Source organism: Chelativorans sp. (genome assembly GCF_031180965.1).
Lineage (GTDB): Bacteria > Pseudomonadota > Alphaproteobacteria > Rhizobiales > Rhizobiaceae > Chelativorans.
The window spans coordinates 74,784-100,794 of the sequence record NZ_JAPSLH010000011.1 but is presented as its reverse complement, the minus strand read 5'-3'; the positions used below and the strand labels follow the sequence as shown (position 1 = coordinate 100,794).

Below are 26,011 nucleotides of genomic sequence, written 5' to 3'. Positions count from 1 at the left end.
CACTAAGTCAGGAATTGTGTCTTTCGTGCACTAGGCCGTCCAGCCGATTGACGCTATTTGCTGAATCGTACTGTCGCAACCCGCTTGAGGGGAAGGATTGCTTATGAGCAAAGTATTCATCGTTGTCGCCACCGCCGTCGCGGTAGCAGGTCTCTCCGGCTGCATGGGTAAGGGCAAGGGCAAAGCCCCGGCTCCCGCTCCTGCCGCCGTGGTTGATACCCAGCCGGCACCGGTCTATAAGTAAGCATAGACCGATACCAATACGGGCAAGGGCCGGTGGCCCTTGCCCGTTTCATGCAATTCGACCTGGGCGGCTTCCGCCGGCGGCAAAGCCCGCATCACGTGGAGGCGGTAGGTTTGCGTGAATCCGCAGTAGGAGCGCGCATGACGCGTAGGTTTGGCCCAGCTCTTCGCCTATCCCTGATATGCCTCTTCGCGATCGCCGTCGCGTCCTGCGAGACCAGCGGGCAGACGGATACGCGCTCGAGCATCCAGGTTGGCGCCCCAGCCGCACAGGCCCTGGCATCCGGCGCATTGGCGGCGACTCAGTCGCCCGAAATCGCCCAGAAGAGACATTTCATCGAATTCAGGTCCCGCTATGCCCTCAGCTACGGGCATTCCTTCGTCATCTTCGGCGAGTTGGACCAGGCGGGCAACATGATCAACCCTGAGGTCGCAGGCCTGCATCCGGCGTCGGACAGCGTCGTTCCCTATATGCTGGGCCATGTTCTCCCGGTGCCGGCTGAAACCGGTTGGAGCGACGGCGACCTGGAAGACGAATACATGTCGGCGAACTGGCGCGTGATGCTCGACGAATCCGAGTACCGCAGAGTGCTCGCCTATATACGCGGGCTGCAGAAAAACTCCCGCACCTGGCATGCCGCACTCTACAACTGCAATGCCTTCGTGGCCGACATAGCGCGCTTCATGGGGTACAAGACGCCCTTCATCTGGCTGAAGCCGCGCGACTTCATCACCAAGCTACGGGAGATGAATGGCGGCCCGAATGCCATCGGCGTCACGCGCCCGGCGGCTTGATTTCGCCAGGCCCGGTGCCGGAGCTTCCCGACTCCGGAGCGGGTCCTGAAGCAAAGGCACCGGTGACATAGGATGCAGCTGACCTTCGATTCCCTCGGCGAGATCCTCTGGGTCCTGGGGATCATCGCCTGGTATGTCATCCGCTATCCCTTCGAGCGCCGGGCCAAGCGCGTGCGGGTGGTGAAGGAGAGCCGCTCGCTTTCCGATTCCATCGGCCTTGCCGCCGCATTGTTCGGCCTTGCGGTCTTCCCGGCATTCTACCTGCTCACGGATTTCCCCGAACGCGCCGATTTTCTGGCAAGCTTGTGGAGCATTGCTGCGGGAGCACTCTTATTCGCCCTCGCTCTCTGGGTTTTCCGCATCTCTCACAAGGCGCTAGGGCGCAACTGGTCGATCACGCTGGAAATTCGCGACCAGCACAATCTCATCTCCACCGGGCCCTATGCCCTTGTGCGCCATCCGATGTACACGTCCTTCCTGCTGATGGCAGTTGGCCAGTTTCTCCTCCTGTCGAACTGGATCGTCGGACTGGTCGGACTGCTTGGCTTTGCCACGCTCTTTTTCCTCCGGGTGGACAAGGAAGAGCATATGATGCTGGAAAGTTTCGGTCCGCAGTACCGCGACTATATGGAGAGGACCAAGAGGATCATCCCTTATCTCTACTAGAGGTGATGCATGCGCGGCCGAGCCCTCAAGCTTTCGGTGCCCCGCCGCCTGGTCGGCGACCTGATGAGGTTTTCGATCAATGTCCCCAGGGTCGCCGTGCAGCGGCAGATGAATCTGCGTCCGCTCGTGGAGGCGCGGGCAAGCCTTAGTCCCAGACCCTCCTGGACCGCCATCTTTCTCAGGGGCTATGCGCTCCTTGCGCAGGACGTGCCGGAGCTGCGCCGCGCCTATGTGAAATTCCCCTGGCCGCATCTTTACGAATATCCCATGAGCGTGGCCTCGATCGCCCATGAGCGGGAGTATGAGGGCGAGCGGGCGGTGCTGCTGAGCCTCATCAAGGGGCCGGAGCGTCATTCGCTGCAGCAGCTGAATGCATCGCTGCAGACTGCGCGCACCCGCTCGGTGTTGGAGGTGAAGGAGTTTCGCCGCGCCCTGCGGCTGGCACGCATGCCGCTTCCCGTCCGGTGGCTCCTGATGTGGTTCGGCCTCAATATCGGCCGGCAGCGGGCGAATTATTTCGGCACCTTCCAGCTCTCCGTCTATTCGGGCCTGGGAGCCGATTCGCTGAACCCGCTCACCCCGCTCACGACGCTCCTCAATTACGGCCCCATCGGCGAGGACGGGCGCGTCAATGTGCGCATCCACTACGATCACCGGGTGATGGACGGCGCGGACATTGCTCGCGCATTGGAGCGGTTCGAAAACATCCTCAACGGCATCGTCGCCGAGGAGCTTTCGAAAGACGCGGGAACGCCGGCCAGTCCGGTCTTGCAGGAAAGCCGGCTGCGGTAACGGTCTCCTGCCGTACCGTCCTCCAGCTTGGCGCTTTACGCTCCTCCCCTGATGAATTACCTCCTCCGCCGGGAGGGCGGGTCCGCGAGCTCATAGGCAAGCGCATTCCCTGCCCTCCCACCGGGCGATCCAGCCCCATGGAGCAGTGCGAATGACAATAGTGGGTGAGCCGCGGCCAGCGATCGTGGTGACCGGGGCCTCGGCGGGCATCGGGCGGGCGATCGCAAGGGTGGCGGCGCGGGAGGGTGGGCCGCTCGTCCTTATCGGCCGGTCGTCCGACGGGCTCGATGAGGCCGCGCGCGAGGTTGCTGAAGCCGGCGGCGAACCCTTTACTCTCGCCCTCGACCTTCTGGAGCGCGACGCTCCGGGGCGGCTCGAAAGCTTCCTGATCGAGAACGGGCTCGTCTGCGAGGTGCTGGTCAACAGCGCCGGCTACGGTCTGCGCGGGGCGGCAGTGGCCCTGCCGCTCGAGGAGCAACTCGGGATCGTGGACCTCAATATCCGCGCGCTCAGCGAGCTCACGCTGCGCTTTCTACCCGGCATGGCCGCCCGGCGGCGCGGCGGCGTCATCAATTTCAGCTCCATCGCCGGTTTCGTGCCCGGCCCGTACATGACCCTCTACTACGCCAGCAAGGCGTTCGTGGGCTCCTTCTCCCAGGCGCTTTATCAGGAATTCCGCCGCGCCGGCGTGACGGTCACATGCGTGGCGCCCGGTCCCGTGCGCACGGATTTCCTCGAAGCTTCGAAAGCGGCGCATGCCGCGCTTTTCCGCCTGCTCCCTACGGCGGAGGCCGAGATGGTCGCGGAGCGCGCCTGGCGGGGGTTCAGGGCGCGCCGCCGCCTCGTCGTGCCGGGCTTCTCGGCAAAGCTGGCCGTGGTCGCCGCCAGGCTTTTGCCGGCCTCCCTCCTTCTGCCTCTGATTGCGAGGCTGCAGCGCAGCGGGAACGATCCGTGTCCGTGCGGATCGGGCAAGAAGTTCAAGAATTGCTGCGGCGCGCGGCGATGGAGCCTCTCCCCAGGCATTTTCCGCACCAAGCGCGCCGGCGGGCGGCGCTGAGGATTAGCGCTGCCGGGCGAAGTTGCTGCGCGCCGGGGCCGCGTGATCTTTGAAGTGGTGTGCCGTCACCCAGGAAGAACGATGCGGAAGCGGGAGGCGAAGTCGCCTTCCCACCACATGGGGAAGTTGGTGCCCCACTTGTTGTTGTGGAGGTTGAAGAAGAGCCCCGCTCCATAGGCGGGCGGCTCCTGCGGGAAAGTCATGAAGTCGTGGCCGAGCGGCCCGGCTAGGGGCGAATCGAGCGGCTCGATCTCGAGGCGCCCCCCGCCCGGAAGCAGTGCGCGCGCGGTAAAGATGGCCTGCAGAGCGCCGCCGCCGAGCCGCGAGACGCGCTCGGCCTTCTGCCAGAGACCGGTCTTGCAGAACTCCCACTCGCCTGCCCCCTTGGGGGCGAAGTCCAGAAAGCCTGCTTCCGGCATGCGGTTCGCAGGCTTGCCGCGCAGCACCACCGTTAGCAGGATCTCCCGATCCCTCGCCTCCAGGAGGTAGTCGACCCGGCGGGGCGCGCCGAGCTTCTCATGCGCATCGCCGAAAAATTCGGTGACAATCGCCAGCCGGGCGCCATCCCTGGCGACACCCTTCAGCCGCGGTCGGAAGGCCGCCGACAGTGCCGTACCGGCCTTGCCAAGGCCTGGCTTGTCGTGGTCGAGGATCGCCCATTCCGGCCGGTCGGTCAGATAGCTGTCCATGTGGCGGGCAACGTCGCCGGCGTCGTAGCTCTCGTATCGATATCCGAAAAGCCTGCCCTCCCCTTCGATCCGCCTGCCGCCCAGCCGAAGCGCAAGAATGTCGCCCGTCTGCCGGTCGATCTCGGCTTCGAGCCCCGCCGCCTCGGCCCTCTCCCTTGGCGCGTCCGGCTCCACCTCATGCGGAACCTGCAGTTCAGCAAGCGCCTCGTCCGCCCGCCTCCGGTCCTCGCCGGAGAGCGCCTCGACCGCCCTGTCGAGATAAGCCCGCTGCTCGGCCCAGGACGCCTCGGTGTAGCGGAAGCGGAAATCCTTCGTCCGCATCGCCTCGAACTGCGGCCGGTCCCATGCCGTCTCGTCGCGCAGGAATGTCTTGATGTCGACGCCGCAGGTGTGCTCGGCGACGAGCGCCAGGTTGCAGCCGAAGGACCGGCGAGAGGGCGACAGTCCCTCCGCCTCGAAAGCATCGTAGAGCCGCTGCAGGGCGCGGAAGCGCGCAATCTTCACGGGATCGCTGGCGCTGCCATGGATCCAGCTATCGCCGAGTTCCACATCCACCACCGGGAAGCGCTCGCGGTTCTTCCAGAGGATCGCGCCGAAACCGTCGAGCGTCGCCGCCGTGATCTCGGCACCCGGATGCCGATGGCCCATCTCGCGGAGAATCTCCACCACCTGATGGATCTGTTGCGGGCCCATATTGTCACTGGTATGGGCAAAACTCAGGCCGTCCGAAAGGCCCTCGGGCAGGTGCGTGGCGCCGTAGGAGCGCTGGTACATGACCACGATCTCCTCGCCTCCCGGCGCGCGCCAGCGGAAGATCTCCGGCACGTCCGGCGGCGGGCAGGCGGTGTTCACCCCGATATGGAGGAATTTCAGCCCCGCCTCGGCCATCAGCGGCACGATGCCCCGCGTGTGGCCGGGCACGTCCGTCATCTTGGCGGCGATGGTCTGCTTTCCGAACCGCCGGTCGAGCTCGGCCGCGTAGGAGAGGCCGGCGCGGAACAGCGCGGGGCTCATCAGCTCCGAATGGGTGGTGAAGGGCAGCCCGTGCCAGCGGATCACGCCCCTCTCGATGGCGCTTTCAAGCCTCGCCACCTCCTCGTCCGACCGCGTGTTGAGATGGTCCCAGATGAGCCAGGCGCCGGTGGTCCAGATGAATCTCGGGTTCTCCGGATCCTCGGCGAAAAAATGCTCGCCCGTGGCGATCGCCTGCGGGATGAAGCGCTCATGATAGAGCCGGCGCACCTTCTCCGCGTGATCCGTGAAGCCTATGTCGAGATGGGTCTTGAAGATGAGATGAATGCGTCGGGCGCTCATGTTTCCGCCTCTGTCGATGAAGTGCAAGTGAAGGTCAGCCGACCGTTCCGCGCACGACAAGACGCGTGCGAACCGTCTCGGACAGAGCGGGCGCTTGCGGGTCCTTGAGGCGGCGCAGGATCAGCCGCACGAGCGCGCGCACGCGGGTATCCAGGTCCACCTTCACGGTGGTCAGGTTATAGCTCTTCCAGTGCGACTGGGCGATATCGTCGAACCCAATCACCTTTACATCCTCCGGAACGCGCAGCTTAAGCTCGTAGCGCAGCGCGTCGAGGGCGCCGAAGGCGCTTTCGTCATTGACCGCGACAATAGCGTCCACCCCCTCCCCCAGGCGAAAGAGGTCCACCGTGCCGGCATAGCCGGCATCATAGCTGAAATCGCCGGGGATGACGGCGGGATCACCCATGGCCCGGCGCGCCATAAGCGCCTGAAGCGTCGTACGGCGCGCCTGCTCGGCAAGCGAGTCGCGCTTGCCGGAAAGATAGGCGATTCGCCGGCAGCCATATCCCGCAAGCAAGGCGACGGCCTGCTCCATGCCCTCCCACTGGTCAACATCGATGCGGTCGAACAGGGTCTCCGGCTCGCCAGGTCGCCGCCCGTCCGCCACCCCTGCCATCGGATAGTTGATATAGATCGGCACCGCCCGGCCGAGAAAACGGGCCAGAATGTGCGGGCGCACATTCTCCGTAAAGGCGATCACCGAATCGGGATTGAAGCCGCGCATGTAGGTGAGGAGCGTCTCGTCCATGCTGAAATCGGTGCGCGTCTTGAAAAGAAGTGTTGCGAAGCCCTCGGCCTGCAGCGCCGTTGTCAGCGCGTCGATCTCCTGGCTTTCCCAAGGGCTGCAGACGTCCGGCACGATGATGCCAACAAGATGCGTGCGGCGGGTGACGAGCGCGCGGGCAGCTCGATCGGGCGTGTAGCTCAGCTCCTCGGCGATCCTCAGGATGCGTGCCCGCTTCTCCGGCTTGAGCGGCGCTTGCGGGTTGAAGGCGCGCGAGACCGCGGCGCGCGAGACCTGTGCTGCCTCGGCAACCATTTCCGCCGTCGCGCGTGCCGGCTCCACCTTCAGCCTGCCTGTCAAGCTACCCATCCGCGAAGGATTTTTGAAATCGTGTTCATGCTGCATCTTCCCGCAGCCATTGGCATCGGTCAAGCGTAGCTCCGCGCGATCCAATGAAGATCATGACACTTCAGTGACAGTGTCACCGAACGTGGGGTGTCGGGCAGCACCACGTCCAACACAGGATTGACGGCAAACTGAAAACGTGTTCACTTTTGCGTGGCCGAACGAGGTGATGCCGGTTCGGCGCCGAATCTGATGGCCGCCGCCAAGCCGGCCTTGTCGCGAAGGGAGGAAAATCGCGATGCGCATTCGTTCACATGCTTTCTGGATGGCACTTGCAGCGGCTACCGCGCTCGCCGCGCCCGCGGCCGCCGCCGATCTCACCATCACCTGCCGCTGCGTGGAAGGCGGGGCGAACGCCAACCTTGCCAAATGGATCAAGGAGAGCGTGATCCCCAGCTTTGCGGAGAAGAAGAAGGCGGAGGGCGAAGAGGTCAATGTCACGCTCACCGAGTTCGCGGGCTCCGACGAGCAGCTTACGCAGCAGCTTGCCCTCGATTTCTCCACAGGCTCCGGGCCGGACATTTCCGGCTTCGACGGCTTCCTGATCCCCAGTTTCGTAGAGGGCGGGCTTCTGAAGCCGCTCGAGGAACTGGTGGGCGAGCCAGCCAGCAGCTGGGAGGGCTGGCAGCACATTTCCGAGGGTTCGCGCGCCCTCATGTCCTACAAGGACCAGACCTACGGCATCGCGCTGGGCACCGACGTGCGCATGATCTTCGTGCGCGCCGACCTTCTCGAGGACGCAGGCATCGACCCGGAGACGTGGCAGCCCACCTCCTGGGCGGAGCTGCTGGATGCAGCCAGGAAGCTCAAGGAGAAGAACCCGGACTCCTTCCCGCTGCAGCTCAATGCCGGCGTGCCGATGGGGGAGGCGACAACCATGCAAGGCTACTGGATGGCGCTGCTCGGCACGGGCGAGCAGGTAACGGACGAACAGGGGCGCTATATCGTGGCGAGCCAGGGCATTCTCGACACGCTCAACCTTTACAAGGCCATCTATGTCGACGAGAAGCTCGGGGATCAGCGGGCGCAGATGCTGAGCGACGGGCGCAATCGGACTTTCGCCAATTTCCGCGACGGCAAGACGGCGCTCCTGGTCGAAGGCGATTGGTTCTACCGCTCGGTCACCGCGCCAGATTCCGAATTCGCCGTCGAGAACCGCGATGAGGTCATGACCTGGGCCAAGATGCCGGCCAAGGAACCCGGCAAGGGTCTCCGCGGGCAGGACTTCGTCACCATCTCCGGCGGCACCGGCTTTGTGGTCAACCCGAACACGGACGAGCCGGAACTCGCCTGGGAACTGCTCGCCCATCTCAACAGCAAGGAACAGCTTGGAAAATACCAGGAATACGAGCCGCGCATTTCGATCCGGGACGACGTGCCGATCCCGAACGCGCCATTCCTTTCGGAAACGTCGAAAGAGCTCTTGCCGCTGACCACAGCGCGGCCGAACGACGCGAACTACAATGCCGTTTCCGCCGAGATCCAGCGCATGACAGAGGCGGTCGTGTCGGGCGAGCTCTCGCCGGAGGACGCGATGGCCCGGTACCGCGATGCGTTGATCCGCATCGTCGGCGAGGAGAATACGGTGAGCCTTCTTCAGTAGATCCCTGCTCGCGGCGGATAGATCGGCTGCCTTCGCAGCGAGATATCCGTTCCTCCCCCGTCTGGCTGGCGTCAGAGTTGTTTGGTTGTCTAGACAACTATACCAATCCTGGCGCCGGCCAGCGGGAGCGGGGCTCAAGCGAACAGCCCGAATTTTTGATCGTGAGGCGTTGGTACCCGGGCTAGGAATCCGGGGCTCATCCCTGACGGTGTCATGAGAAAGCGCCTGACGAAAAGCGGCGGTTTGATGAGATCCTTTTCCCTTTTGTCGCGGAGCGCCGGTGCTGCCTTCCTCACACCGGCGGGGCTCCTGATCGGCGCCTTCGTCATCGCGCCCTTCTTCTGGGTGATCTACGTCTCCTTCACCAACCGCACGCTGCTCGGCCGCACGGCGATGAATCCCGACTTTGTCGGGTTCGCCAACTATTTTTCCCTGTTCGACGCCGCCTCCTTCTTCACGCGCGGCGAGTTTGGCTTCTCGCTCATCCTCACGGTCCAGTTCGTGCTGCTCTCGGCTCTCGCCGGCCAGGCGGCGCTGGGCATGCTGCTCGCCTGGATGCTGCAATCGGTGCCGAAATCGCTCAAGCGCCTCACGGAGGCCGTCGTCATCGCCGCCTGGATCCTGCCGGAGGTGGTGGTTGCCTTCGCCTGGTTCGCCTTCCTCGACTACGAGAACGGCACGCTCAACATGATCATGGATGCGCTCGGCCTGCCACCGGGCGACTGGCTGCTCTCCTTCCCGTTCTGGGTGATCGTGGTCTTCAACACCTGGCGCGGCACAGCCTTTTCCATGATGCTGTTCAATTCCGCCTTTTCCTCCATCCCGCCGAGTTACTTCCAGGCGGCAGATGTCGCAGGCGCGACGAGCTGGCAGAAGTTCCGCGACATCGGGCTTCCGCTCATCCGCGGCCATGTGGTGACGGACCTCATCCTGATCACCATGTGGACCTTCAATGTCTTCACACCTTTCCTGCTGACAAGCGGCGGGCCGTCCTACCGGACGGAAATCCTGCCGATCTATACCTATCGCGTCGCGTTCCGCGATTTCGAGTTCGGCAAGGGCGCGGCCGTGGGCGTGATCGTCATGCTGATCAACCTCGTCTTCGCGCTGTTCTATCTCTGGGTCACGCGCCGGCGCGCCAAGGGAGTGGCGGCGTGACGCGGTATCTCAACCTCTATTTCACCCGCATCGGATTCTCGGTGCTAACGGCGCTCGTCGGGGTGCTCTTCGCCCTGCCCCTCGTCTGGTTCATTTTCGCGCCCTTCAATCCGCGCGCGGAGATGGGGCTGGCCATTCCGGACCCGTTCTCCCTTTCCAATTTCGAGACCGTGTTCGGGAACCGCTTTGCGCTACGCGGCCTCTGGAACAGTCTTGTCCAGAGCGTAGGCGGGGTCATCCTGGTCGGGGCCGGGGCAACGCTCGCCTCCTACGCCCTGTCGCGCTCGCCTATCCCCGGCAAGAATGTCATCACCTACATTCTACTCCTGTTCTCCTCCGTGGTCTCCGGTTCTGCGGCGATGGTGCCGATCTTCCTGATCGTCAACGGCATCGGCCTGATCGACACGCAGATCGCGGTGATCCTGGTCTTTGCCGGCGGGCTCTTGCCGACGGCCATGTTCATCCTGCGCGATTTCATCGACAGCATCCCCAAAAGCTACGAAGAAAGCGCCATGGTGGCGGGCGCCTCGCCGGTCCAGGCCTTTTTCGACGTGGCGCTGCCGGTGATCCGGCCGGGCATCGTCGTGGTCGTGGTCTGGGCTTTCGTCAATATCTGGGGCAGCTTCCTGATCCCGTTCATCCTCCTGCGCTCCAGCGAGAAGATGCCGGCCGCGGTGGCCATCTACTCCTTCTACTCGGAAGCCGGCACGCCGATCGTCACGCTGCTTGCCGCCTATTCGCTGCTCTATTCGCTTCCCGTCATCATTCTCTACCTGTTCGTGAGCTGGAAGTTCGGCTTCCGGTTCTTCGGCGGCATCAAGGCTTGAGGGCTCATGGCTTCGATACGGTTCGACCGCGTCACGAAGAAATTCGGCGAATTCACCGCCGTCTCGGATCTCGACCTTGAGATGGGGGACGGCGAATTCATCTGCCTTCTCGGCCCGTCCGGATGCGGCAAGACGACGACGCTGAGGATGATCGCCGGGCTCGAGACGCCGACCAGCGGACGCGTGCATATCGGCGAGCGCGACGTGACCTTCATGCACCCGAAGGACCGCAGGATCTCCATGGTCTTCCAGGATTATGCGCTCTACCCGCACATGAACCTGGCCGACAATATCGCCTATCCGCTGAAAGTTCGGGGGGAGAGCGAGACGAAGCGCCACGCGCGGGCCCGCGAGGTGGCCGACGTGCTCAAGATCGGCCATCTTCTGGAGCGCATGCCGTCGCAAATCTCGGGCGGGCAGCAGCAGCGCACCTCGCTCGCTCGGGCACTTGTCTACCCATCCGACGTCTACCTCTTCGACGAGCCGCTTTCGAATCTCGATGCCAAGCTCCGACTGGAGGCACGCGGCTTCCTCAACCATCTGCAGCGCGACATGGGCATGACGGCTGTCTATGTGACGCACGACCAGGCGGAGGCCATGGCGCTCGCCACGCGCATCGCTGTCATGGATGCCGGCAAGGTGGTGCAGTATGCGCCGCCGCTTGAAGTCTATCGCCGGCCGGCGACGACCTTCGTCGCAAATTTCGTCGGCAACCCGCCAATGAATCTCCTGCCCGTCGAAGCGATGGTCGCGGACGGCAACGTCCAACTGAAAGCGGAAGGGCTGTCGGCTGCGCCCCTGCCGGTCAGCCGGGCGGCGGCAAGAGCGCTGGACGGCAATACCAAGCTCACGCTCGGGGTGAGGCCGGAGCATCTAACGATCGCCAGGGGTGGAGAGGAGAACACCATCTCCGGCGCACTCTTCGCGAACGAGAATATGGGGCCGGAGACGCTGGTGACGCTGGAACGAGACGATGCAGCCCGATTCACCGCGCGCATCTTCACCGACGAATCCCTGGCGCTGCGGGGCACCGTCAAGCTCGGCTTTGCTTCCGAACATGTGCATCTGTTCGATCCAGGCGGGACAAGGCTGCCCATGGACCACGAGAGCGCCTGAGATGCTGACGCGAAGCCTCCATCTTACGCCGGCGGACAAGGCGCGCTCGCCGTATTTCTACGTACCCTTCAGCGTACCGGCGGGTACAACGCGCATCGAGGTGGTGATGCGCTACGAGCGCGCCGAAGACTGCGTCATCGATCTTGGCTGCGCCGACCCGCGGCTGGGCGAGTTCCCCAGCGAACAGGGTTTCCGCGGCTGGAGCGGCGGCGCGCGCGACCGCTTCTTCATCGCCACGGACGAGGCCACGCCCGGCTATGTGCATGGCGAAATTCCCTCCGGCACCTGGCGGGTGATGCTGGGCCTTCACAAGGTGCCTGCGCGCGGCGTGGAGGTCGATCTCACCTTTGCCTTCGACGATGGCCCACGTTCGGTGGCGCCGCAGCCGGAGCGCCCTCGCCCGGCGCGCAAGCGTACCGGGTGGTACAGGGGCGACCTGCACTGCCACACCTTCCACTCCGACGCGAAAGGCGGTCCGGAGCTTCTCCACGCCGCCGCAAAGCAGGCGGGGCTCGATTTCCTGGCCGTGGCCGACCACAACACCACGACCCAGCGCCGCTATTTCCATGCGCACTCCTCGCCGGAGCTTGTCTTCGTGCGCGCCATGGAGATCACAACGGCGGAAGGTCACGCCAATGTCTTCGGCGTCGACGACTGGATCGACTTCCGCATGACTCGGCCGGAGGACGCGCACACGCTTGCCCGTATCGTGCATGAGAAGGGCGGGCTGATCTCGATCAATCACGACAAGCCGCCGATCCCGTGGAGCTATATGCTGCCGGAGATCGACTGCATGGAAGTCTGGCAGCAGGCCTGGCTGAGCCGGAACTGGATCTCCCTGCGGCGCTACCAGGAGCGGCTCGCAGCCGGCCTGAAGATCTCAGCAATCGGCGGGAGCGATTTCCATCAGCCGGACCGGCTGATGCCCGAAGGACCTTTCGCGCTCGCCCGGCCGACGACCGTGCTGTGGCTGGAGGAGCTTTCCGAAGATGCCGTGCTCGCGGCAATGAAGGCGGGGCGCGGCTATGTCACTGAAGGTCCCTCCGGTCCGCATCTGGCGCTCGCCGTCGGCGGCGCGCCGATGGGCGCCACGGTCTCCGGGGGGCTGGCGGAGGCCCACGTGAAGGGTGCGGCGGGAGACCTCCTCGCCTGGTTCGACGCGAACGGCGAGATCGCTCGGATGCCGATCGATGCGGACGACCAGGTGCTGGCGCTCGAGGCGGAGCCGCAGAAATTCCTGCGCTGCGAGATCCTCGCCCATGCGAGCCATACCGCTCTCATGGCTGAATTCCGGACAGCCTTGGGCGAGAAGCCTCTGCCGTGGGGCCTCGCCGAGGCGGAGCTGACGGCAGAGCCGCTGCGGCGGGCCGTGTCCAATCCCGTTTATATCAAGGCGTAGAGGCCGAATGATGTTCTTGTCCAACGCACCGTGTTCCTGGGGCGTGTTCTACCCCGACAACGCGCAGGTCAGCGCCGACCGCTACCTCGATGACGTGGCGGCCGCCGGCTATCTTGGGACCGAGCTCGGGCCTTACGGCTTCCTGCCCACCGAGCCGGCCGCGCTCGAAGAGGCGCTCTCCAAAAGGGGTCTGCGGCTGGTCGGGACGGTGCATGTGCACGCCTTCTCCGATCCACGCAGCGGGCCGCAATTGCTCGCGGATGTCGAAAAGATCGGCACCTTGCTGCATGCGCTGGGCACCAACCAGCTCGTGCTGATGGACGAAGGCAATGTCTATCCGCCGGATGCGGTCGGCAGGCTGGACGATCCCCAATGGAAGGCGATGACCGCAATGCTGCGCGACGCGCAGGCGCTGCTCTCGGATCACTTCGGCATTGCGCTCACCTTCCACCCGCATGTGGCCACCGCCGTGGAGTTCGAGGCGCAGATCGACCGGTTGCTGCAGGATACTGACATCAATCTCTGCTTCGACACGGGCCACCACGCCTTCTGGAACCAGGACCCGCTCGCCTATATGGAGAAGGTCTGGGACCGCATCGGCTACACGCACTTGAAGAATGTGGACGGGATAGTCCGCAGGCGCATGCTGGACGGGCAGCTTGGCGTTCGCGAAGCTTTTGAGGCAGGCATCATGTGCCCGCTGCCGGACGGCGCGGTCGATATCGCCGCCGTGATGCGGATGCTGAAGGAGCGCGGCTTTTCCGGCCCAGTCGTCGTCGAGCAGGACTATTTCGAAACGTCTGGCGAAAGCCCGGCAGCGCTCGCCCGGCGCAATGCCGAATTCCTGAAATCCCTTCTCTAGGAGAATGCCGATGCCGATTTCCGTCGGCCTGATCGGGCTCGGCGAGGTCGCCCAGCTCATGCACCTGCCGCTTCTGGCCGATGATCCGCGCTTCAGGATCGCGGGAGTCTGTGATGTCTCGCCTACACTCGTGGAGGCGATGGCGACACGCTACGGCGTGCCGCTGCGCACGACGCGAACGGAAGAGATTTTTTCGCCCTCCGAGATCGATGCGGTGTTCATCCTCGCGCCGGACTACCTGCATTCCGAGCTGCTTGCCCAGGCCATAGACGCCGGAAAACATGTCTTCATCGAAAAGCCCGTCTGCCTGACCAAGCGCGAGCTCCTGCCGCTCATCGAGCGCAACCGGTCCAATCCGAAAACCGTCTTCGTGGGCTATATGAGGCGCTATGCCCGACCTTTCCTGGCGCTCAAGCAGCGCATGCCACCGCTTGAGGAAATCCGCCATGTACGCATCCGCGACCTGATCCGGGAGTCGCGCTTCTTCGTCGACCAGACCAGGCACATCGTCCGCGCGACGGATGTTCCCGAGAGCGTCGTCAAGGAAGGCCGCGCCCGCACCCAGGCCTTGCTGCGCGAGGTGATGGGGCAAGATCGGCCGGCGGGGGCGGTGCGCGCCTATCAGGTGCTGACCGGGCTGTCTTCGCACAGTTTTTCCGCCATGCGCGAGCTTCTCGGACGCCCTAACGGCGTGGTGGCGGCCAGGCAGTCGGGTGGGGAGGCGGTCGTCGTGCTGTTCGACTACGGTCACTTCACCTGCGTCTACGAGGCGGTGATCCACGAAGTGGCGCGCTTCGATTCCGGTATCGAGGTGCTGACGCAGAACCGGCACTACAGGATCAACTATGACACGCCCTATGTCCGCAACCTGCCGACGCGGCTGGAAATCACCAGTTCCACGGACACGGAGACAGGCACCGAGATCGTCGGCCCCTTCTATGAGGATGCTTTCCGCGTCGAGCTCGAAGCGTTCCACGACTGCGTGACCAAGAGCCTGCGCCCGAAAACGGATCTGGAGGACTCGCTCGCCGACCTTGAGCTCTTCGCGGAGGTGGGCCGATATTTCTGACGTCGCCCCCGAAAGGAAAAAGCCGCCCGGTCCGGGCGGCTTTGAATGCGCCTGAGCTCCGGGCTCCTCAGTTCTTCGTCACCAGGCGGTAGTAGACGAAGTCGGAGGTGGCGCCGTTCACATATCCGTTCACGTCCTTGTCCATGGCCACCTGATAGGCCGCCTGGAACATGATGACGATGGGCGACTTCGCCTGCACCCGCTTCTGCAGCTCGATATACATTTCCTGCCGCTTGGCGGGATCGGACTCCGCGAGCGCGGCCATGGTCATCTTGTTCATGTCGTCCGGCACGGCCCAGGCGTTCCGCCAGGTGGTGGTCGCCTGGTAGTTGGCGTCGGAATTGTCGCTGTTATAGGCGAAGGCCTTGGCATTCGAGTGCGGGTCCATGAAGTCCGGCCCCCAATAGAGCAGCATGGCCTCGTGGCTGCGCTCGCGGTATTTCGTGATCACCTGCGAGCCCGTGCCGGGAATGATCTCGAAATTGATGCCGGCCTCGGCAAAGCCCGCCTGCAAGGATTGCGCGATGTCGGTGAAGGGCGTCGAGTTGATGACGTCGAGAGTGACGTTGATCGGCGTCTCGACGCCCGCCTCCTCAAGGATCTGCTTGGCCTTCTCTGGATCGTAGGTGAAGGGCGTCTCGTCATAGGAGCCCGGAAAGCCCTTCGGCCAGAACGCCTGGTGGATTTCCATCTGGCCCTTCAGGAAACTGTCGACCATGCCCTGGTAATTGACGAGGTAGCGTGCTGCCTCCCAGACCGCCTCCGGCTGCAATGCCTCGACCTTCTGGTTGAAGGAAAGGAAGTGCACCGCGGCCTGCGGATAGGTCTCGACCTTGATCTCATCCGTCGCTAGGCCGGCGATCTGGTCGGGCGTCAGGTTGCGGGCCATGTCCACGTCGCCCGAGGTGAGCAGAAGCTGCTGGGTGGCGGCTTCGGCCACATGGCGGATCATCAGGCCCTCGATCTTCGGCGCGCCCTTGAAATAATCCGGATTGGACTCCAGACGCACCAGTTCTCCGGGGCGATAGGTCTGAAGCTTGAATGGGCCGGAGCCGGCGGAGTTGGCGTTGAGCCACTTGTTGCCCATGTCGCCGTTTTCCTCATGCTCCATCACCGTTTTCTCGTCGACGATGGAAGCCGGGCGCGCGGCAAGCACGTTGAGCACGAAGGCGGGCGAGAACTCGCCCTCGTATTTCACGATCACCTTGTTGCCGTCAGCCTTGACCATCTCGCCGATATTTTCCGGCGTCCAGCCGAGCTGGGCTAGGATGAAGGCCGGCGTCAGGTTGAGTTTTATCACCCGCGAGAAGGAGAAGACGACGTCTTCCGCCCGCACGGGGTTTCCGGAATGGAAGGTCGCGCCCTCGCGCATGGTGAAGGTGATGGTCTTGGCCTCGGCATCCGCCTGCCATTCCGAGGCGAGGCCCGGCGCCAGCACGGTCGGGTCTTCCGCATCGTACTGCACCAGGCGGTCGTAGATGTTGGTGACGAGCTCTCCGGACGAGAACTCGTAAGCCTGCGCCGGATCGATGGCGACGATGTCGTCGATGTTCTGCGCCACGACGAGAAGATTGTCGGGCGTGGCGGCAAAGGCGCCGCCCGCAAATGGCAGCGACACGGCCGCCGCTAAAAGGGCTGTTCTCAGGATCTTCATGGTCTGCGCTCCCTGCTTCTGGAAGTTTTCCTGCTTTCCGCGACGATATCCGGCGAGCCGAGCGCAACGCGGCTTGCCGCGTTGAACAGGGCCAGGGTGCCGGTCCACAGCATGCGCGCCGGCCTGTCGTTCGGATTGGCCCAGGCATGGGGGACATTGCCGCGGAAATGAAGGCTGTCGCCTTCGCCCATCACCATCTCCTTGCCGTCGAGAAACTGGGTGATGGAGCCTTCGAGGATATAGATGATCTCCTCGCCTTCATGGCTCACCGTCTCCGAGGCGTAGCCGGGCGGAACTGTGAGGATGAAGGAGGAGAGCACGTTGCCGGGAAACTCGGCGCCCAATCGCTCATAGACGATGGAGGAGCCGTCTATGGAAAAGCGCCGGCGGTCGTCACGCCGCGTCAGCGCGTCCTCGGCGCGGGGCGCGGCGACGAAATAGTCGAGCGGCACGCCCAGCGCACGGGCGATTTGCGCCAGCGTGCCGAGGCTCGGCGTGGCGTTGTCACGCTCCAGCTGGCTGAGATACCCGACAGAGACACCGGCTGCATTGCCGAGTTCCTGAAGCGTCAGCCCGAGCTTGCGCCGGCGGGCGCGGATGAGCATGCCAAGCCGGGCCTGCATGTCGCTCTCTGCCTTGGCAAGGCGGCTGCTCAAAACTTTTGCCCTCACAAAAATTTTTTTGATGAAAGCAGAATTCTTTGTATGCTCCAAGAGGTTTTTCAACAGGCGGGCGCTGACCGCCGGCGGCAGCGGGGCATTCTTGGCGTTCGAACCATCACCGGCGGAAACGAGACTACACGCGGGCGCCGTGGCGGGGCATGCGGCACGCGGCGCCGCAAGCCTGCTGCGCTTTCTGCTGGTCCTGGCGCTGACCTTCCTCGGCCTCATGGCCATCACCTTCTTCATCGGTCGCGTCATTCCGATCGACCCCGTGCTGGCGGTGGTGGGCGACCGCGCCACGCAGGAGGCCTATGAGGCGGCGCGCGAGCGCATGGGGCTCGACCGCCCACTCGTCGTACAGTTCCTCTCCTATGTGGGCGATGTGCTGCGCGGCCAGCTTGGAAATTCCATCTCGACCGGGCGATCGGTGGCGGAAGACCTGGGGCGCGTCTTTCCGGCCACCTTGGAGATGGCCACGCTCGGTATCATCATCGGGGTGGCGCTCGGCGTGCCGATGGGCGTCATCGCCGCCACCCGGCAGGGAAGCTGGGTAGACCAGGTCATCCGCGTGCTCGGCCTCCTCGGCTATTCCGTTCCTGCCTTCTGGCTAGGGTTGGTGGGGCTTGCCGTCTTCTATGCCGGGCTAGGCTGGGTGGCGGGACCGGGGCGCATCGACATTTTCTATGACGGCCTCGTCGACCCGGTGACCGGCCTCTACCTCGTTGACAGCCTGATCGCCGGCGAGCCGGAGATCTTCTGGAACGCCGTCAGCCACCTTCTGCTGCCTGCCTCGATCCTTGGCTTCTTCAGCCTCGCCTATATCGCGCGGATGACGCGCTCTTTCATGCTCGACCAGCTCGGCCAGGAATATGTGACGACGGCGCGGGTGAAGGGGGTGGCGGAGCGGCGGGTCATCTGGCGCCACGCCTTCTATCCGATCCGCATCCAGCTCATCACCGTGATCGGCCTCTCCTATGCAGGGCTTCTGGAAGGCTCGGTGATGATCGAGACCGTGTTCTCCTGGCCGGGCATCGGAAATTATCTCACCACCGCGCTGCTCAATGCCGATATGAACGCGGTGCTGGGCGCCACGCTCGTGATCGGCTCCGTCTTCATCCTCGTCAACAAGATCTCCGACGTGCTCTACCGTGTTCTTGATCCGAGGGCGCGGCGATGAGCGCAGTTCGCGAATGGCTGCTCGACGATTCCCCGTCCTCGCGCCTGCAGGCGAGCTTCGGCCGCGCCTGGCGGATGTTCAGCGCGCTCCTGCGCAACCCGCTCGCGGTCGCAGGCATGCTGATCATCCTGGCCCTGATCGCCATGGCGGCTTTCGCGCCGTGGATCGCGCCCTATTCGGCGACCGGCCAGGACCTTGCCAACCGTCTCGTGCCCCCCTCGGCCCAGCACTGGATGGGCACCGACGAGCTCGGCCGCGACATCTTCTCCCGCGTGGTCTATGGCGCGCGCATCACGCTCATGATCGTCGTCATGGTTGCGGTGATCGCCGCACCCGTCGGGCTCGTCATCGGCGCGGTTTCCGGCTATTTCGGCGGTTGGGCCGACCGCATCCTGATGGGTGTGACCGACATCTTCCTGTCGATGCCGAAGCTCATCCTGGCGCTCGCCTTCGTGGCCGCCCTCGGGCCGGGCATCGAGAATGCGATCATTGCCATCGCCATCACCTCCTGGCCGGTCTATGCGCGCATCGCCCGGGCGGAGACGCTGACCTTCCGCGACGCCGAATTCATCGCCGCTGTGCGGCTGCAGGGCGCTTCGGCCATGCGCATCATCCTGCGCCATGTGCTGCCGCTCTGCGCCTCCTCCACCATCGTCCGCGTGACGCTGGATATGGCGGGCATCATCCTGACAGCGGCGGGCCTCGGCTTCCTCGGCCTCGGCGCCCAGCCGCCGCTGCCCGAATGGGGCGCGATGATCTCGCGCGGGCGCAACTTCATTCTCGACCAGTGGTGGGTCGCCACAATGCCGGGCTTCGCCATCATCCTCGTCAGTCTCGGATTCTGTTTCCTGGGCGACGGCCTGCGCGACGTGCTCGATCCGAAACAGAGGGAAAACCGGTGAGCGCGCCGCTCCTTTCCGTGAAGAATTTGCGCGTGACCTTTCCCACCGCGAAAGGCCCGGTGGATGTGGTGCGCGGCGTCTCCTTCTCGCTTGGGCGCGAGCGGCTGGGCATCGTGGGCGAGAGCGGCTCGGGCAAGTCCATGACCGGCCGTGCCATCCTGAAGCTGATCCGGCCGCCGGGTCGCATCGCCGCCGACGAGATGGTTTTTGACGGGCTCGATCTCACGCGCCAAAGCGAACGGCAGATGCGCGCGATCCGCGGCGCGCGCATCTCGATGATCATGCAGGATCCGAAATTCTCGCTAAACCCGGTCATGACCGTGGGCGAACAGATCGCCGAAGCGCTGCAGCCCCACCGGCCGATGCCGCGGCGGCAATTGCGGGACCGGGTGCTCGGCATGCTCGAAGCGGTCCGCATCAACGAGCCGGAGCGGGTGGAAAAACTCTACCCGCACGAGATCTCGGGCGGCATGGGACAGCGGGTCATGATCGCCATGATGCTCATCCCCGAGCCGGACCTGCTGATAGCCGACGAGCCCACCTCGGCGCTCGACGTTTCCGTACAGGCGCAGGTGCTCGACATCATCGAGGAACTCGTCACGGGAAAGGGCATGGGCCTCATCCTGATCAGCCACGACCTCAATCTCGTCGCGCGCTACTGCGACCGCATCCTCGTGATGAATGGCGGGCAAATCGTCGAGCAATGCGCCGCGCGCGAACTCGACAAGGCCGAGCACCCCTATACGCGCGGGCTTCTTGCGGCGATGCCGCGCATGGACGAGGACCGCGAGGAGCTCCCGGTGCTCGACCGCAGCGCATGGGCGGCGACATGAGCGCCGCCATCCAGCTCCAGGATCTCGACATCTCCTACGGGCCGACAAAGGTGGTCCATGGCGTTTCACTCGCCATAGCGGAAGGGGAGAGTTTTGCGCTTGTGGGCGAGAGCGGCTCGGGCAAATCGACAATCCTGAGGGCGATCTCCGGCCTTGCGCCCGACTGGACGGGAGCGATCTCCGTGCAAGGGAAGCCGCGCGGCCACGCGCCGGACCGTGAGTTTGCGAAGACCTGCCAGATGGTGTTCCAGGACCCCTACGGCTCGCTTCATCCGCGCAAGACCGTGGACGACTGCCTGTCCGAACCGCTCGTCGTGCATGGCATCGGGGAGAGGGACGCGCGCGTGAAGGCGGCGCTTGCCGCCGTCGGTCTCGACCAGCGGTTCCGCTTCCGCTACCCGCACCAGCTTTCCGGCGGCCAGCGCCAGCGCGTGGCGATAGCCCGCGCGCTGATGCTCGAGCCCCGCATCCTGCTGCTCGACGAGCCTACTTCCGCGCTCGATGTTTCGGTCCAGGCCGAGATCCTCAACCTGCTCAAAAGGCTCCGGCGCGACCAGGGGCTTACCTATCTGCTCGTCACCCACAATCTGCCAGTGGTCTCCTTCCTCTGCGACCGGCTGGCCGTGATGCGGCATGGACGCATCGTCGAGATCGCGCCGGTCGAGGCGCTGAGGAGGGGCACACTGCACGACGCCTATTCGCGCGAACTCTACGCCGCCAGCGGCGGGACCGTCCGGATCGGGTGAGCCGGTGACGTCCACGCAACGACGTGAGAAGCCTGCGTAGTTCTCCGTTCAAAGACTTGCAGCGGCCCGCGCAGCCTGGTCGTACTGTCCCGATAGTGCGTGCATGAGAGCTGCGATGGTGCTCAGCTGCTTCTCATCGAAATTCAGCGCACGGACGCTTTTCACCAGCAGTTCCTCGCGAATATCGCGGTAGCGCAGGCAGGCGGCAGCGCCGGCTTCGGTCACCTTCACCGTCTTCTCCTTGCCGCGCCGGCCGGTTTCGATGAGGCCCATTCCCTCGAGCTTCTTGAGCGCATAGGCCACCACGTGGGTGTCCTCTATATTGAAGGTCATGCATAGGTCGGACAGCGTCTTTTCGCGCGAGCGATGATTGGCGGCGTGCAGGATAAGCACCTCCACGTGACTGAGCCCGGGATAGCCCGCAGCCGACATGCCGCGCACCGTCCAGCGCTGAAATGCGTTGGTCAGGACCGTCAGCGAAAATTCGACCTCCGACAGGGGCGCCATTCCGCCCTCGGCCAGATGCGCCGCCGAAACAATTGGGCCAATGGAGGAGGGCTTCGTCATCCGGATGCTCCACGTCAATTCCAAAATGTCGACATTTTATCGACAAAAGCTAGAAATCAGAATATAGCGTTGCGGTAGGATGTCCATGCTGAACCGGGGAGCGGAACCAAGATGAGGTGGGATTTCTGGATCGACCGCGGCGGCACCTTCACGGACGTGATCGGCCGCGATCCGAACGGCACCCTGCATCAGCGGAAACTCCTTTCCGAAAACCCGGAGGCCTATCGCGACGCGGGTATCCAGGGCATCCGCGATCTTTTGGGCGTGGGCGCCGACGAGCGCATTCCCTCGCAGCTGATCGGCGAGGTGAAGATGGGGACGACGGTCGCCACGAATGCGTTGCTCGAGCGCAGGGGCGACCGCGTGCTCCTGCTCATTACCGAAGGATTCCGCGATGCGCTGCGCATCGCCTATCAGGCACGGCCGGACATTTTCGCCAAAGAGATCATCCTTCCCGAGCAGCTCTATGAGCGCGTCATCGAGGTGCCCGAGCGCGTGCGGGTGGACGGAACGGTGGAGAGGGAACTCGATCTGGAAGCCGTCCGGCCGCAGATCGAGGCAGCACGGCGCGAAGGTATCGCCGCGGCGGCCATCGTCTTCATGCATGCCTGGAAATATCCGGATCACGAAAAGAAAGCTGCGCAGCTTGCGCGCAGCCTCGGGTTCACTCAGATCTCGACGAGCCACGAGACTTCGCCGCTCATCAAGCTGGTCGGGCGCGGCGACACGACTGTGGTCGACGCCTATCTATCGCCTATCCTCTCCCGCTATGTGCGGCTGGTGGCAGGGGAGCTGGGCATGGCGTCCATATCCCCCCTCGTCGGGGAGATGTCGCCGGACGCACCTCAATCCCTCGCGCCCGCAGGGGGAGAGGCCGGCCGACCGGGCGCGCCCCGCCTCAAATTCATGATGTCCTCCGGCGGGCTGACGGCGGCCGAGATGTTCCAGGGCAAGGATGCCATCCTGTCCGGCCCCGCCGGCGGCGTTGTCGGCATGGTGGAGACGGCGCGGATCGCCGGCTTCGAGAAGGTGATCGGCTTCGACATGGGAGGCACGTCGACCGACGTCGCCCACTACGACGGCGAGTATGAACGGGCCTTCGACACGGAGGTTGCGGGCGTGCGCATCCGCGCGCCCATGATGCGTATCCACACGGTCGCAGCGGGCGGGGGCTCGATCCTGCATTTCAAGGATGGGCGTCTTAAGGTCGGGCCGGACTCGGCCGGCGCCAATCCGGGGCCGGCCTGCTACCGCCGCGGCGGGCCGCTTGCCGTCACCGACGCCAATGTGATGCTGGGCAAGCTGCATCCGGATTTCTTCCCGGCGATATTCGGGCCGGAGCAGAACCTGCCGCTCGATGGGGAAATCGTGCGCGAACGCTTCGCCGACCTTGCCGCCAAGATCGGCGACGGCCGCAGTCCAGAATCGGTAGCCGAAGGGTTCGTCACCATCGCCGTCGAAAATATGGCGAATGCGGTAAAGAAGATCTCGGTCCAGCGCGGCTATGACGTGACGCGCTACCTACTCAACTGTTTCGGCGGCGCGGGCGGTCAGCACGCCTGCCTTGTGGCGGACGCGCTGGGCATGGAATCCGTGCTCATCCATCCCCTTTCCGGGCTGCTTTCGGCCTACGGCATCGGACTGGCGAGCGTCTCCGCCTCGCGGCAGAAGGCGCTGATAAGGCCGCTGTCGCAGGACGCCTTGCCGGAAATCGAAAGCCTTGCTTCGGAGCTGCAGGCGGAAGTTGCCAAGGAGCTTCTAGATCAGGGCGTCGATACGGAAGCGACCGACTGGCGCGTGCGGCTGGAGATCCGCTACGACGGGACAGACACGACGCTCTCGATCCCGTTCGACGGCCGTTCGGTCGACCGGACCAGGCAAGCCTTCGAGGCCGCGCACAAGGCGCAGTTTGGGTTCGTCTACGACAGCAAGCCGATGGTCGTGGAGGCTGTGAATGTGGAAGGCGTAGACGCAAGGACGGCAGCGCCCGAGGAGCCCACCTTGCCGACGGTCGACAATGCGCCAGAGCCGCACGCGCAGCGGAAGGTCTTCTGCGAAGGCGAATGGCGCGAGGCGGGTGTTTTCCTGAGGGCGAAGCTTTCGCCTGGCCACCGCATCGCCGGGCCGGCGCTGATCATCGAGGACAACCAGACCATCGTGGTCGAGCCCGGCTGGCGCGCCGAGATCACCGCGCGCAACCACGTGCTGATGCGCCGGGCGGAGAAAAAGGTACGGCAGGCCGCTGTCGGCACCGAGGCCGACCCGGTGATGCTGGAGGTCTTCAACAACCTGTTTATGTCCATCGCCGAGCAGATGGGAGTCACGCTTCAGAACACGGCCTATTCGGTGAACATCAAGGAGCGGCTCGACTTCTCCTGCGCCGTGTTCGACCGGAACGGCGCTCTGGTGGCCAACGCACCGCACATGCCGGTGCATCTTGGTTCCATGGACCGTTCCGTTGAAACGATCATCCGGCTCAACGAGGGTGATGTCCACCCGGGCGACGTCTTCGCGCTCAACGCGCCCTATAATGGCGGCACGCATCTGCCGGACATAACGGTGGTGACGCCGGTGTTCGAGGACGGGCGCCCTTCCCCCGATGTGGCGGAGGCCGGCCAACCGCGAAGAATCCTCTTTTGGGTTGCTTCGCGCGGACACCATGCCGATGTCGGCGGCTCCGCCCCCGGCTCCATGACACCGCTCGCTACCACCGTGGACGAGGAGGGTGTGCTCTTCGACAATTTCCGCCTCGTGGAGCGCGGCCGCTTCCGCGAGAAGGAGCTTTACGAGCTCCTCACCAACCACCCTTATCCCGCGCGGAACCCGCACCAGAACATCGCCGACCTCAAGGCCCAGATCGCCGCCAACGAGAAGGGCGTGGCGGAACTCCGGAAGATGGTCGCCGATTTCGGGCTCGACGTGGTCGAGGCCTATATGGGCCATGTGCAGGACAATGCGGCCGAGAGCGTGCGCCGCGTGCTGGAGCGCCTGCCGGACGTCTCCGAATACGAATACCCGACCGATACCGGCCAGGTGATCAAGGTGAAGATCACGATCGACCGGCAAAAGCGGGAGGCGACCGTGGACTTCACCGGCACCTCGAAGGTCGAGAGGAACAATTTCAACGCACCGGAGCCGGTGACGCGCGCAGCGGTGCTCTATGCATTCCGTGTCATGGTGGAGGGCTCGATCCCCATGAATGCGGGGTGCCTAAGGCCAATAAGGATCATCATCCCGGACGGATGCATGCTCCGCCCCTCCTATCCCGCAGCGGTCGTGGCGGGAAATGTGGAGACTTCGCAGCACGTCACGAACGCACTCTTCGCCGCCATGGGGGCGCTGGCCAATGCCCAGGGCACGATGAACAACCTCACCTTCGGCAACGCGCAATACCAGTATTACGAGACAATCTGCTCGGGCTCCCCCGCCGGGCGCATGAATGACGGCCGGGGCTTCCACGGCACGAACGGGGTCCACACGCACATGACGAATTCGCGGCTGACGGACCCCGAGGTCCTGGAGCTGCGCTTTCCTGTCCTGCTCGAGGATTTCCACATTCGCGCGGGCTCGGGCGGAAGGGGCCGCTGGAACGCGGGCGACGGCACGAAGCGCACGATCCGTTTTCTGGAAAGGATGGAATGCGCCATTCTCTCCTCCCACCGCACCCTGCCGCCGCGCGGCATCGAAGGCGGCGGCGACGGGAAGCCGGGCAAGACCGAGGTCCGCCGCAAGAACGGGAGTGTGGACGTGCTGAAAGCGTGCGACCAGACGGTGATCGACGCGGGCGAGGCCGTTATCATCACGACTCCGACCGCAGGAGGATTTGGCCGGGGATAGCCCCCGTGAACGAACCGTACCCGATACTCCGGCTCACCGCAGATAAAGCTTCCCGGCTGCGTTTAGGCTAGTAGGCTCAGTGGAGGCCCAATTCGGACCCTGAAAGCGCGGGAGCAGCTGGCGGCCCGTGATGGACAGCGGAGCTCGCGGCCTAGGGATTTTCCATTGCGCCGCGGTTGGAGATCAATGCCCCTATTCCGTCTATGATCCGCTCCAGGCCGAACTCGAAGATTTCTTGTCCCCAAAACTGCCCGTTCCGGGCAGCGCTCGCAGCCGTTCCCACTCTCACGCAGAGGGGGAAGCGTTCGGGATCATAGACGCGCTCGAGAACCGGCATGGCCTGCACCCACCATTCATCATCGTCCAGGCCGGTATCCATCCGTTCCCTGCGCAGCTGGGATTCCATCCGGCAGGCCTGCGCCACATGCGTGACCACCAGTGTCAACGCCTGGTCCATCTCGAAGTCGGTGAGGCCGATCCGATCGATGACGCGCAGTTCGATCTCGTGCTTGCGAGCCTCGTAAGGTCCCATGGCCGAACGTACGGGGGTAAGCGCGTGCAGCCATTCGTGCCGAGCGTAGAGCGCCCTGTTCGCCGACGCGATCTCACGCAACCCCTTTCGCCAGTCCGTCGTGTCCGGCTCGTCGCCTTCCGCGTAAAGGTCGCGATAGGCCTTGTCGACCATCAGCGCCACGAGGTCGCTCTTGCCAGGCACCGCGCTATACATCGCCATGGCGCGCACGCCGAGGCGGGACGCAACATTGCGTATGGACAGCGCGCCTATACCCTCCTCCCGCGCAAGCGAGATCGCCGCGTCCACGAAGTCGCTGATCGTCAGACCGGTGCGCCCGATCTCGCGCGAATGGGACGACCATAACAGCCCCATGGTTTGCGTCAGCGTTTGCGGTCGACGA

General features: G+C 64.3%; 23 protein-coding genes. 17 read left to right on the top strand and 6 right to left on the bottom strand.

Going from position 1 to position 26,011, the window contains the following annotated elements; translation table 11 throughout:
• The first annotated feature begins 103 nt into the window (after positions 1-103).
• The 5 genes from RIN79_RS10850 to RIN79_RS10830 all read left to right on the top strand — a co-directional run bounded on the left by RIN79_RS10850 (position 104) and on the right by RIN79_RS10830 (position 3,553).
• A complete protein-coding gene (locus RIN79_RS10850) occupies positions 104-244 on the top strand; it encodes an ABC transporter (protein ID WP_309084669.1) in 141 nt (46 codons plus the stop codon).
• A gap of 140 nt (positions 245-384) precedes the next feature.
• Positions 385-1,038 (top strand): hypothetical protein, encoded by a 654-nt coding sequence (locus RIN79_RS10845; RefSeq protein ID WP_309084668.1) that lies wholly within the window; start codon positions 385-387, stop codon positions 1,036-1,038.
• 72 nt (positions 1,039-1,110) lie between these two features.
• Positions 1,111-1,704 (top strand): protein-S-isoprenylcysteine O-methyltransferase, encoded by a 594-nt coding sequence (locus RIN79_RS10840; RefSeq protein ID WP_375165915.1) that lies wholly within the window; start codon positions 1,111-1,113, stop codon positions 1,702-1,704.
• A 9-nt stretch (positions 1,705-1,713) separates the two neighbouring features.
• On the top strand, positions 1,714-2,496 hold the full coding sequence (locus RIN79_RS10835) for a hypothetical protein (RefSeq protein ID WP_309084667.1): 783 nt from the start codon (positions 1,714-1,716) through the stop codon (positions 2,494-2,496).
• 151 nt (positions 2,497-2,647) lie between these two features.
• A complete protein-coding gene (locus tag RIN79_RS10830) occupies positions 2,648-3,553 on the top strand; it encodes an SDR family NAD(P)-dependent oxidoreductase (protein ID WP_309084666.1) in 906 nt (301 codons plus the stop codon).
• Between the two features lie 65 nt (positions 3,554-3,618).
• On the opposite strand, the gene RIN79_RS10825 is transcribed toward RIN79_RS10830, so the two are convergent.
• Positions 3,619-5,556: a DUF5054 domain-containing protein gene (locus RIN79_RS10825; protein WP_309084665.1), complete on the bottom strand. Its 1,938-nt coding sequence runs from the start codon at positions 5,554-5,556 to the stop codon at positions 3,619-3,621.
• A gap of 34 nt (positions 5,557-5,590) precedes the next feature.
• Positions 5,591-6,649 carry a LacI family DNA-binding transcriptional regulator gene (locus tag RIN79_RS10820; protein ID WP_375165914.1) on the bottom strand — a complete coding sequence of 353 codons (1,059 nt, stop codon included), beginning with the start codon at positions 6,647-6,649 and terminating at the stop codon, positions 5,591-5,593.
• 274 nt (positions 6,650-6,923) lie between these two features.
• On the opposite strand from RIN79_RS10820, the gene RIN79_RS10815 reads away from it, so the two are divergent.
• The 7 genes from RIN79_RS10815 to RIN79_RS10785 all read left to right on the top strand — a co-directional run bounded on the left by RIN79_RS10815 (position 6,924) and on the right by RIN79_RS10785 (position 14,719).
• On the top strand, positions 6,924-8,288 hold the full coding sequence (locus RIN79_RS10815; RefSeq protein WP_309084663.1) for an extracellular solute-binding protein: 1,365 nt from the start codon (positions 6,924-6,926) through the stop codon (positions 8,286-8,288).
• A gap of 246 nt (positions 8,289-8,534) precedes the next feature.
• Entirely contained in the window at positions 8,535-9,446 is a 912-nt protein-coding gene (locus RIN79_RS10810; protein WP_309084662.1) for a sugar ABC transporter permease, read from the top strand.
• Positions 9,443-10,273 (top strand): carbohydrate ABC transporter permease, encoded by an 831-nt coding sequence (locus tag RIN79_RS10805; protein ID WP_309084661.1) that lies wholly within the window; start codon positions 9,443-9,445, stop codon positions 10,271-10,273. The genes RIN79_RS10810 and RIN79_RS10805 overlap by 4 nt, the downstream gene beginning before the upstream one ends.
• A gap of 6 nt (positions 10,274-10,279) precedes the next feature.
• Positions 10,280-11,389 carry an ABC transporter ATP-binding protein gene (locus tag RIN79_RS10800; RefSeq protein ID WP_309084660.1) on the top strand — a complete coding sequence of 370 codons (1,110 nt, stop codon included), beginning with the start codon at positions 10,280-10,282 and terminating at the stop codon, positions 11,387-11,389.
• Position 11,390: 1 nt separating this feature from the next.
• Positions 11,391-12,788 carry a CehA/McbA family metallohydrolase gene (locus RIN79_RS10795; RefSeq protein WP_309084659.1) on the top strand — a complete coding sequence of 466 codons (1,398 nt, stop codon included), beginning with the start codon at positions 11,391-11,393 and terminating at the stop codon, positions 12,786-12,788.
• Positions 12,789-12,795: 7 nt separating this feature from the next.
• Complete coding sequence (locus RIN79_RS10790) at positions 12,796-13,650, top strand: sugar phosphate isomerase/epimerase (protein WP_309084658.1); 855 nt, start codon at positions 12,796-12,798, stop codon at positions 13,648-13,650.
• 10 nt (positions 13,651-13,660) lie between these two features.
• On the top strand, positions 13,661-14,719 hold the full coding sequence (locus RIN79_RS10785; protein ID WP_309084657.1) for a Gfo/Idh/MocA family oxidoreductase: 1,059 nt from the start codon (positions 13,661-13,663) through the stop codon (positions 14,717-14,719).
• 67 nt (positions 14,720-14,786) lie between these two features.
• Here RIN79_RS10785 and RIN79_RS10780 read toward each other — a convergent pair whose 3' ends face one another.
• Positions 14,787-16,373, bottom strand: a complete 1,587-nt coding sequence (locus tag RIN79_RS10780; protein WP_309084656.1) for an ABC transporter substrate-binding protein — start codon at positions 16,371-16,373, stop codon at positions 14,787-14,789.
• Positions 16,370-16,996, bottom strand: coding sequence for an XRE family transcriptional regulator (locus RIN79_RS10775; RefSeq protein ID WP_309084655.1), 627 nt, complete (start codon positions 16,994-16,996; stop codon positions 16,370-16,372). The genes RIN79_RS10780 and RIN79_RS10775 overlap by 4 nt, the downstream gene beginning before the upstream one ends.
• Positions 16,997-17,135: 139 nt before the next feature.
• Between RIN79_RS10775 and RIN79_RS10770 the strand changes: the two genes are divergently transcribed.
• From RIN79_RS10770 to RIN79_RS10755, 4 genes are read left to right on the top strand one after another with little or no spacing between them, the layout of a single operon-like run.
• Positions 17,136-18,212 (top strand): ABC transporter permease, encoded by a 1,077-nt coding sequence (locus tag RIN79_RS10770; RefSeq protein WP_375165913.1) that lies wholly within the window; start codon positions 17,136-17,138, stop codon positions 18,210-18,212.
• Positions 18,209-19,114: an ABC transporter permease gene (locus tag RIN79_RS10765; RefSeq protein WP_309084653.1), complete on the top strand. Its 906-nt coding sequence runs from the start codon at positions 18,209-18,211 to the stop codon at positions 19,112-19,114. The genes RIN79_RS10770 and RIN79_RS10765 overlap by 4 nt, the downstream gene beginning before the upstream one ends.
• Positions 19,111-19,947: an ABC transporter ATP-binding protein gene (locus RIN79_RS10760; protein WP_309084652.1), complete on the top strand. Its 837-nt coding sequence runs from the start codon at positions 19,111-19,113 to the stop codon at positions 19,945-19,947. Before RIN79_RS10765 ends, RIN79_RS10760 begins: the two co-directional genes overlap by 4 nt.
• A complete protein-coding gene (locus RIN79_RS10755) occupies positions 19,944-20,693 on the top strand; it encodes an ABC transporter ATP-binding protein (protein WP_309084651.1) in 750 nt (249 codons plus the stop codon). Before RIN79_RS10760 ends, RIN79_RS10755 begins: the two co-directional genes overlap by 4 nt.
• 48 nt (positions 20,694-20,741) lie before the next feature.
• Here the strand turns inward: RIN79_RS10755 and RIN79_RS10750 are convergent, their stop codons facing one another.
• Positions 20,742-21,260 carry a winged helix DNA-binding protein gene (locus RIN79_RS10750; protein WP_309084650.1) on the bottom strand — a complete coding sequence of 173 codons (519 nt, stop codon included), beginning with the start codon at positions 21,258-21,260 and terminating at the stop codon, positions 20,742-20,744.
• Positions 21,261-21,371: 111 nt separating this feature from the next.
• On the opposite strand from RIN79_RS10750, the gene RIN79_RS10745 reads away from it, so the two are divergent.
• Entirely contained in the window at positions 21,372-25,097 is a 3,726-nt protein-coding gene (locus RIN79_RS10745; RefSeq protein ID WP_309084649.1) for a hydantoinase B/oxoprolinase family protein, read from the top strand.
• A 151-nt stretch (positions 25,098-25,248) separates the two neighbouring features.
• Here the strand turns inward: RIN79_RS10745 and RIN79_RS10740 are convergent, their stop codons facing one another.
• Positions 25,249-25,983, bottom strand: a complete 735-nt coding sequence (locus RIN79_RS10740) for a TetR/AcrR family transcriptional regulator C-terminal domain-containing protein (RefSeq protein ID WP_309084648.1) — start codon at positions 25,981-25,983, stop codon at positions 25,249-25,251.
• Positions 25,984-26,011: the final 28 nt, after the last annotated feature.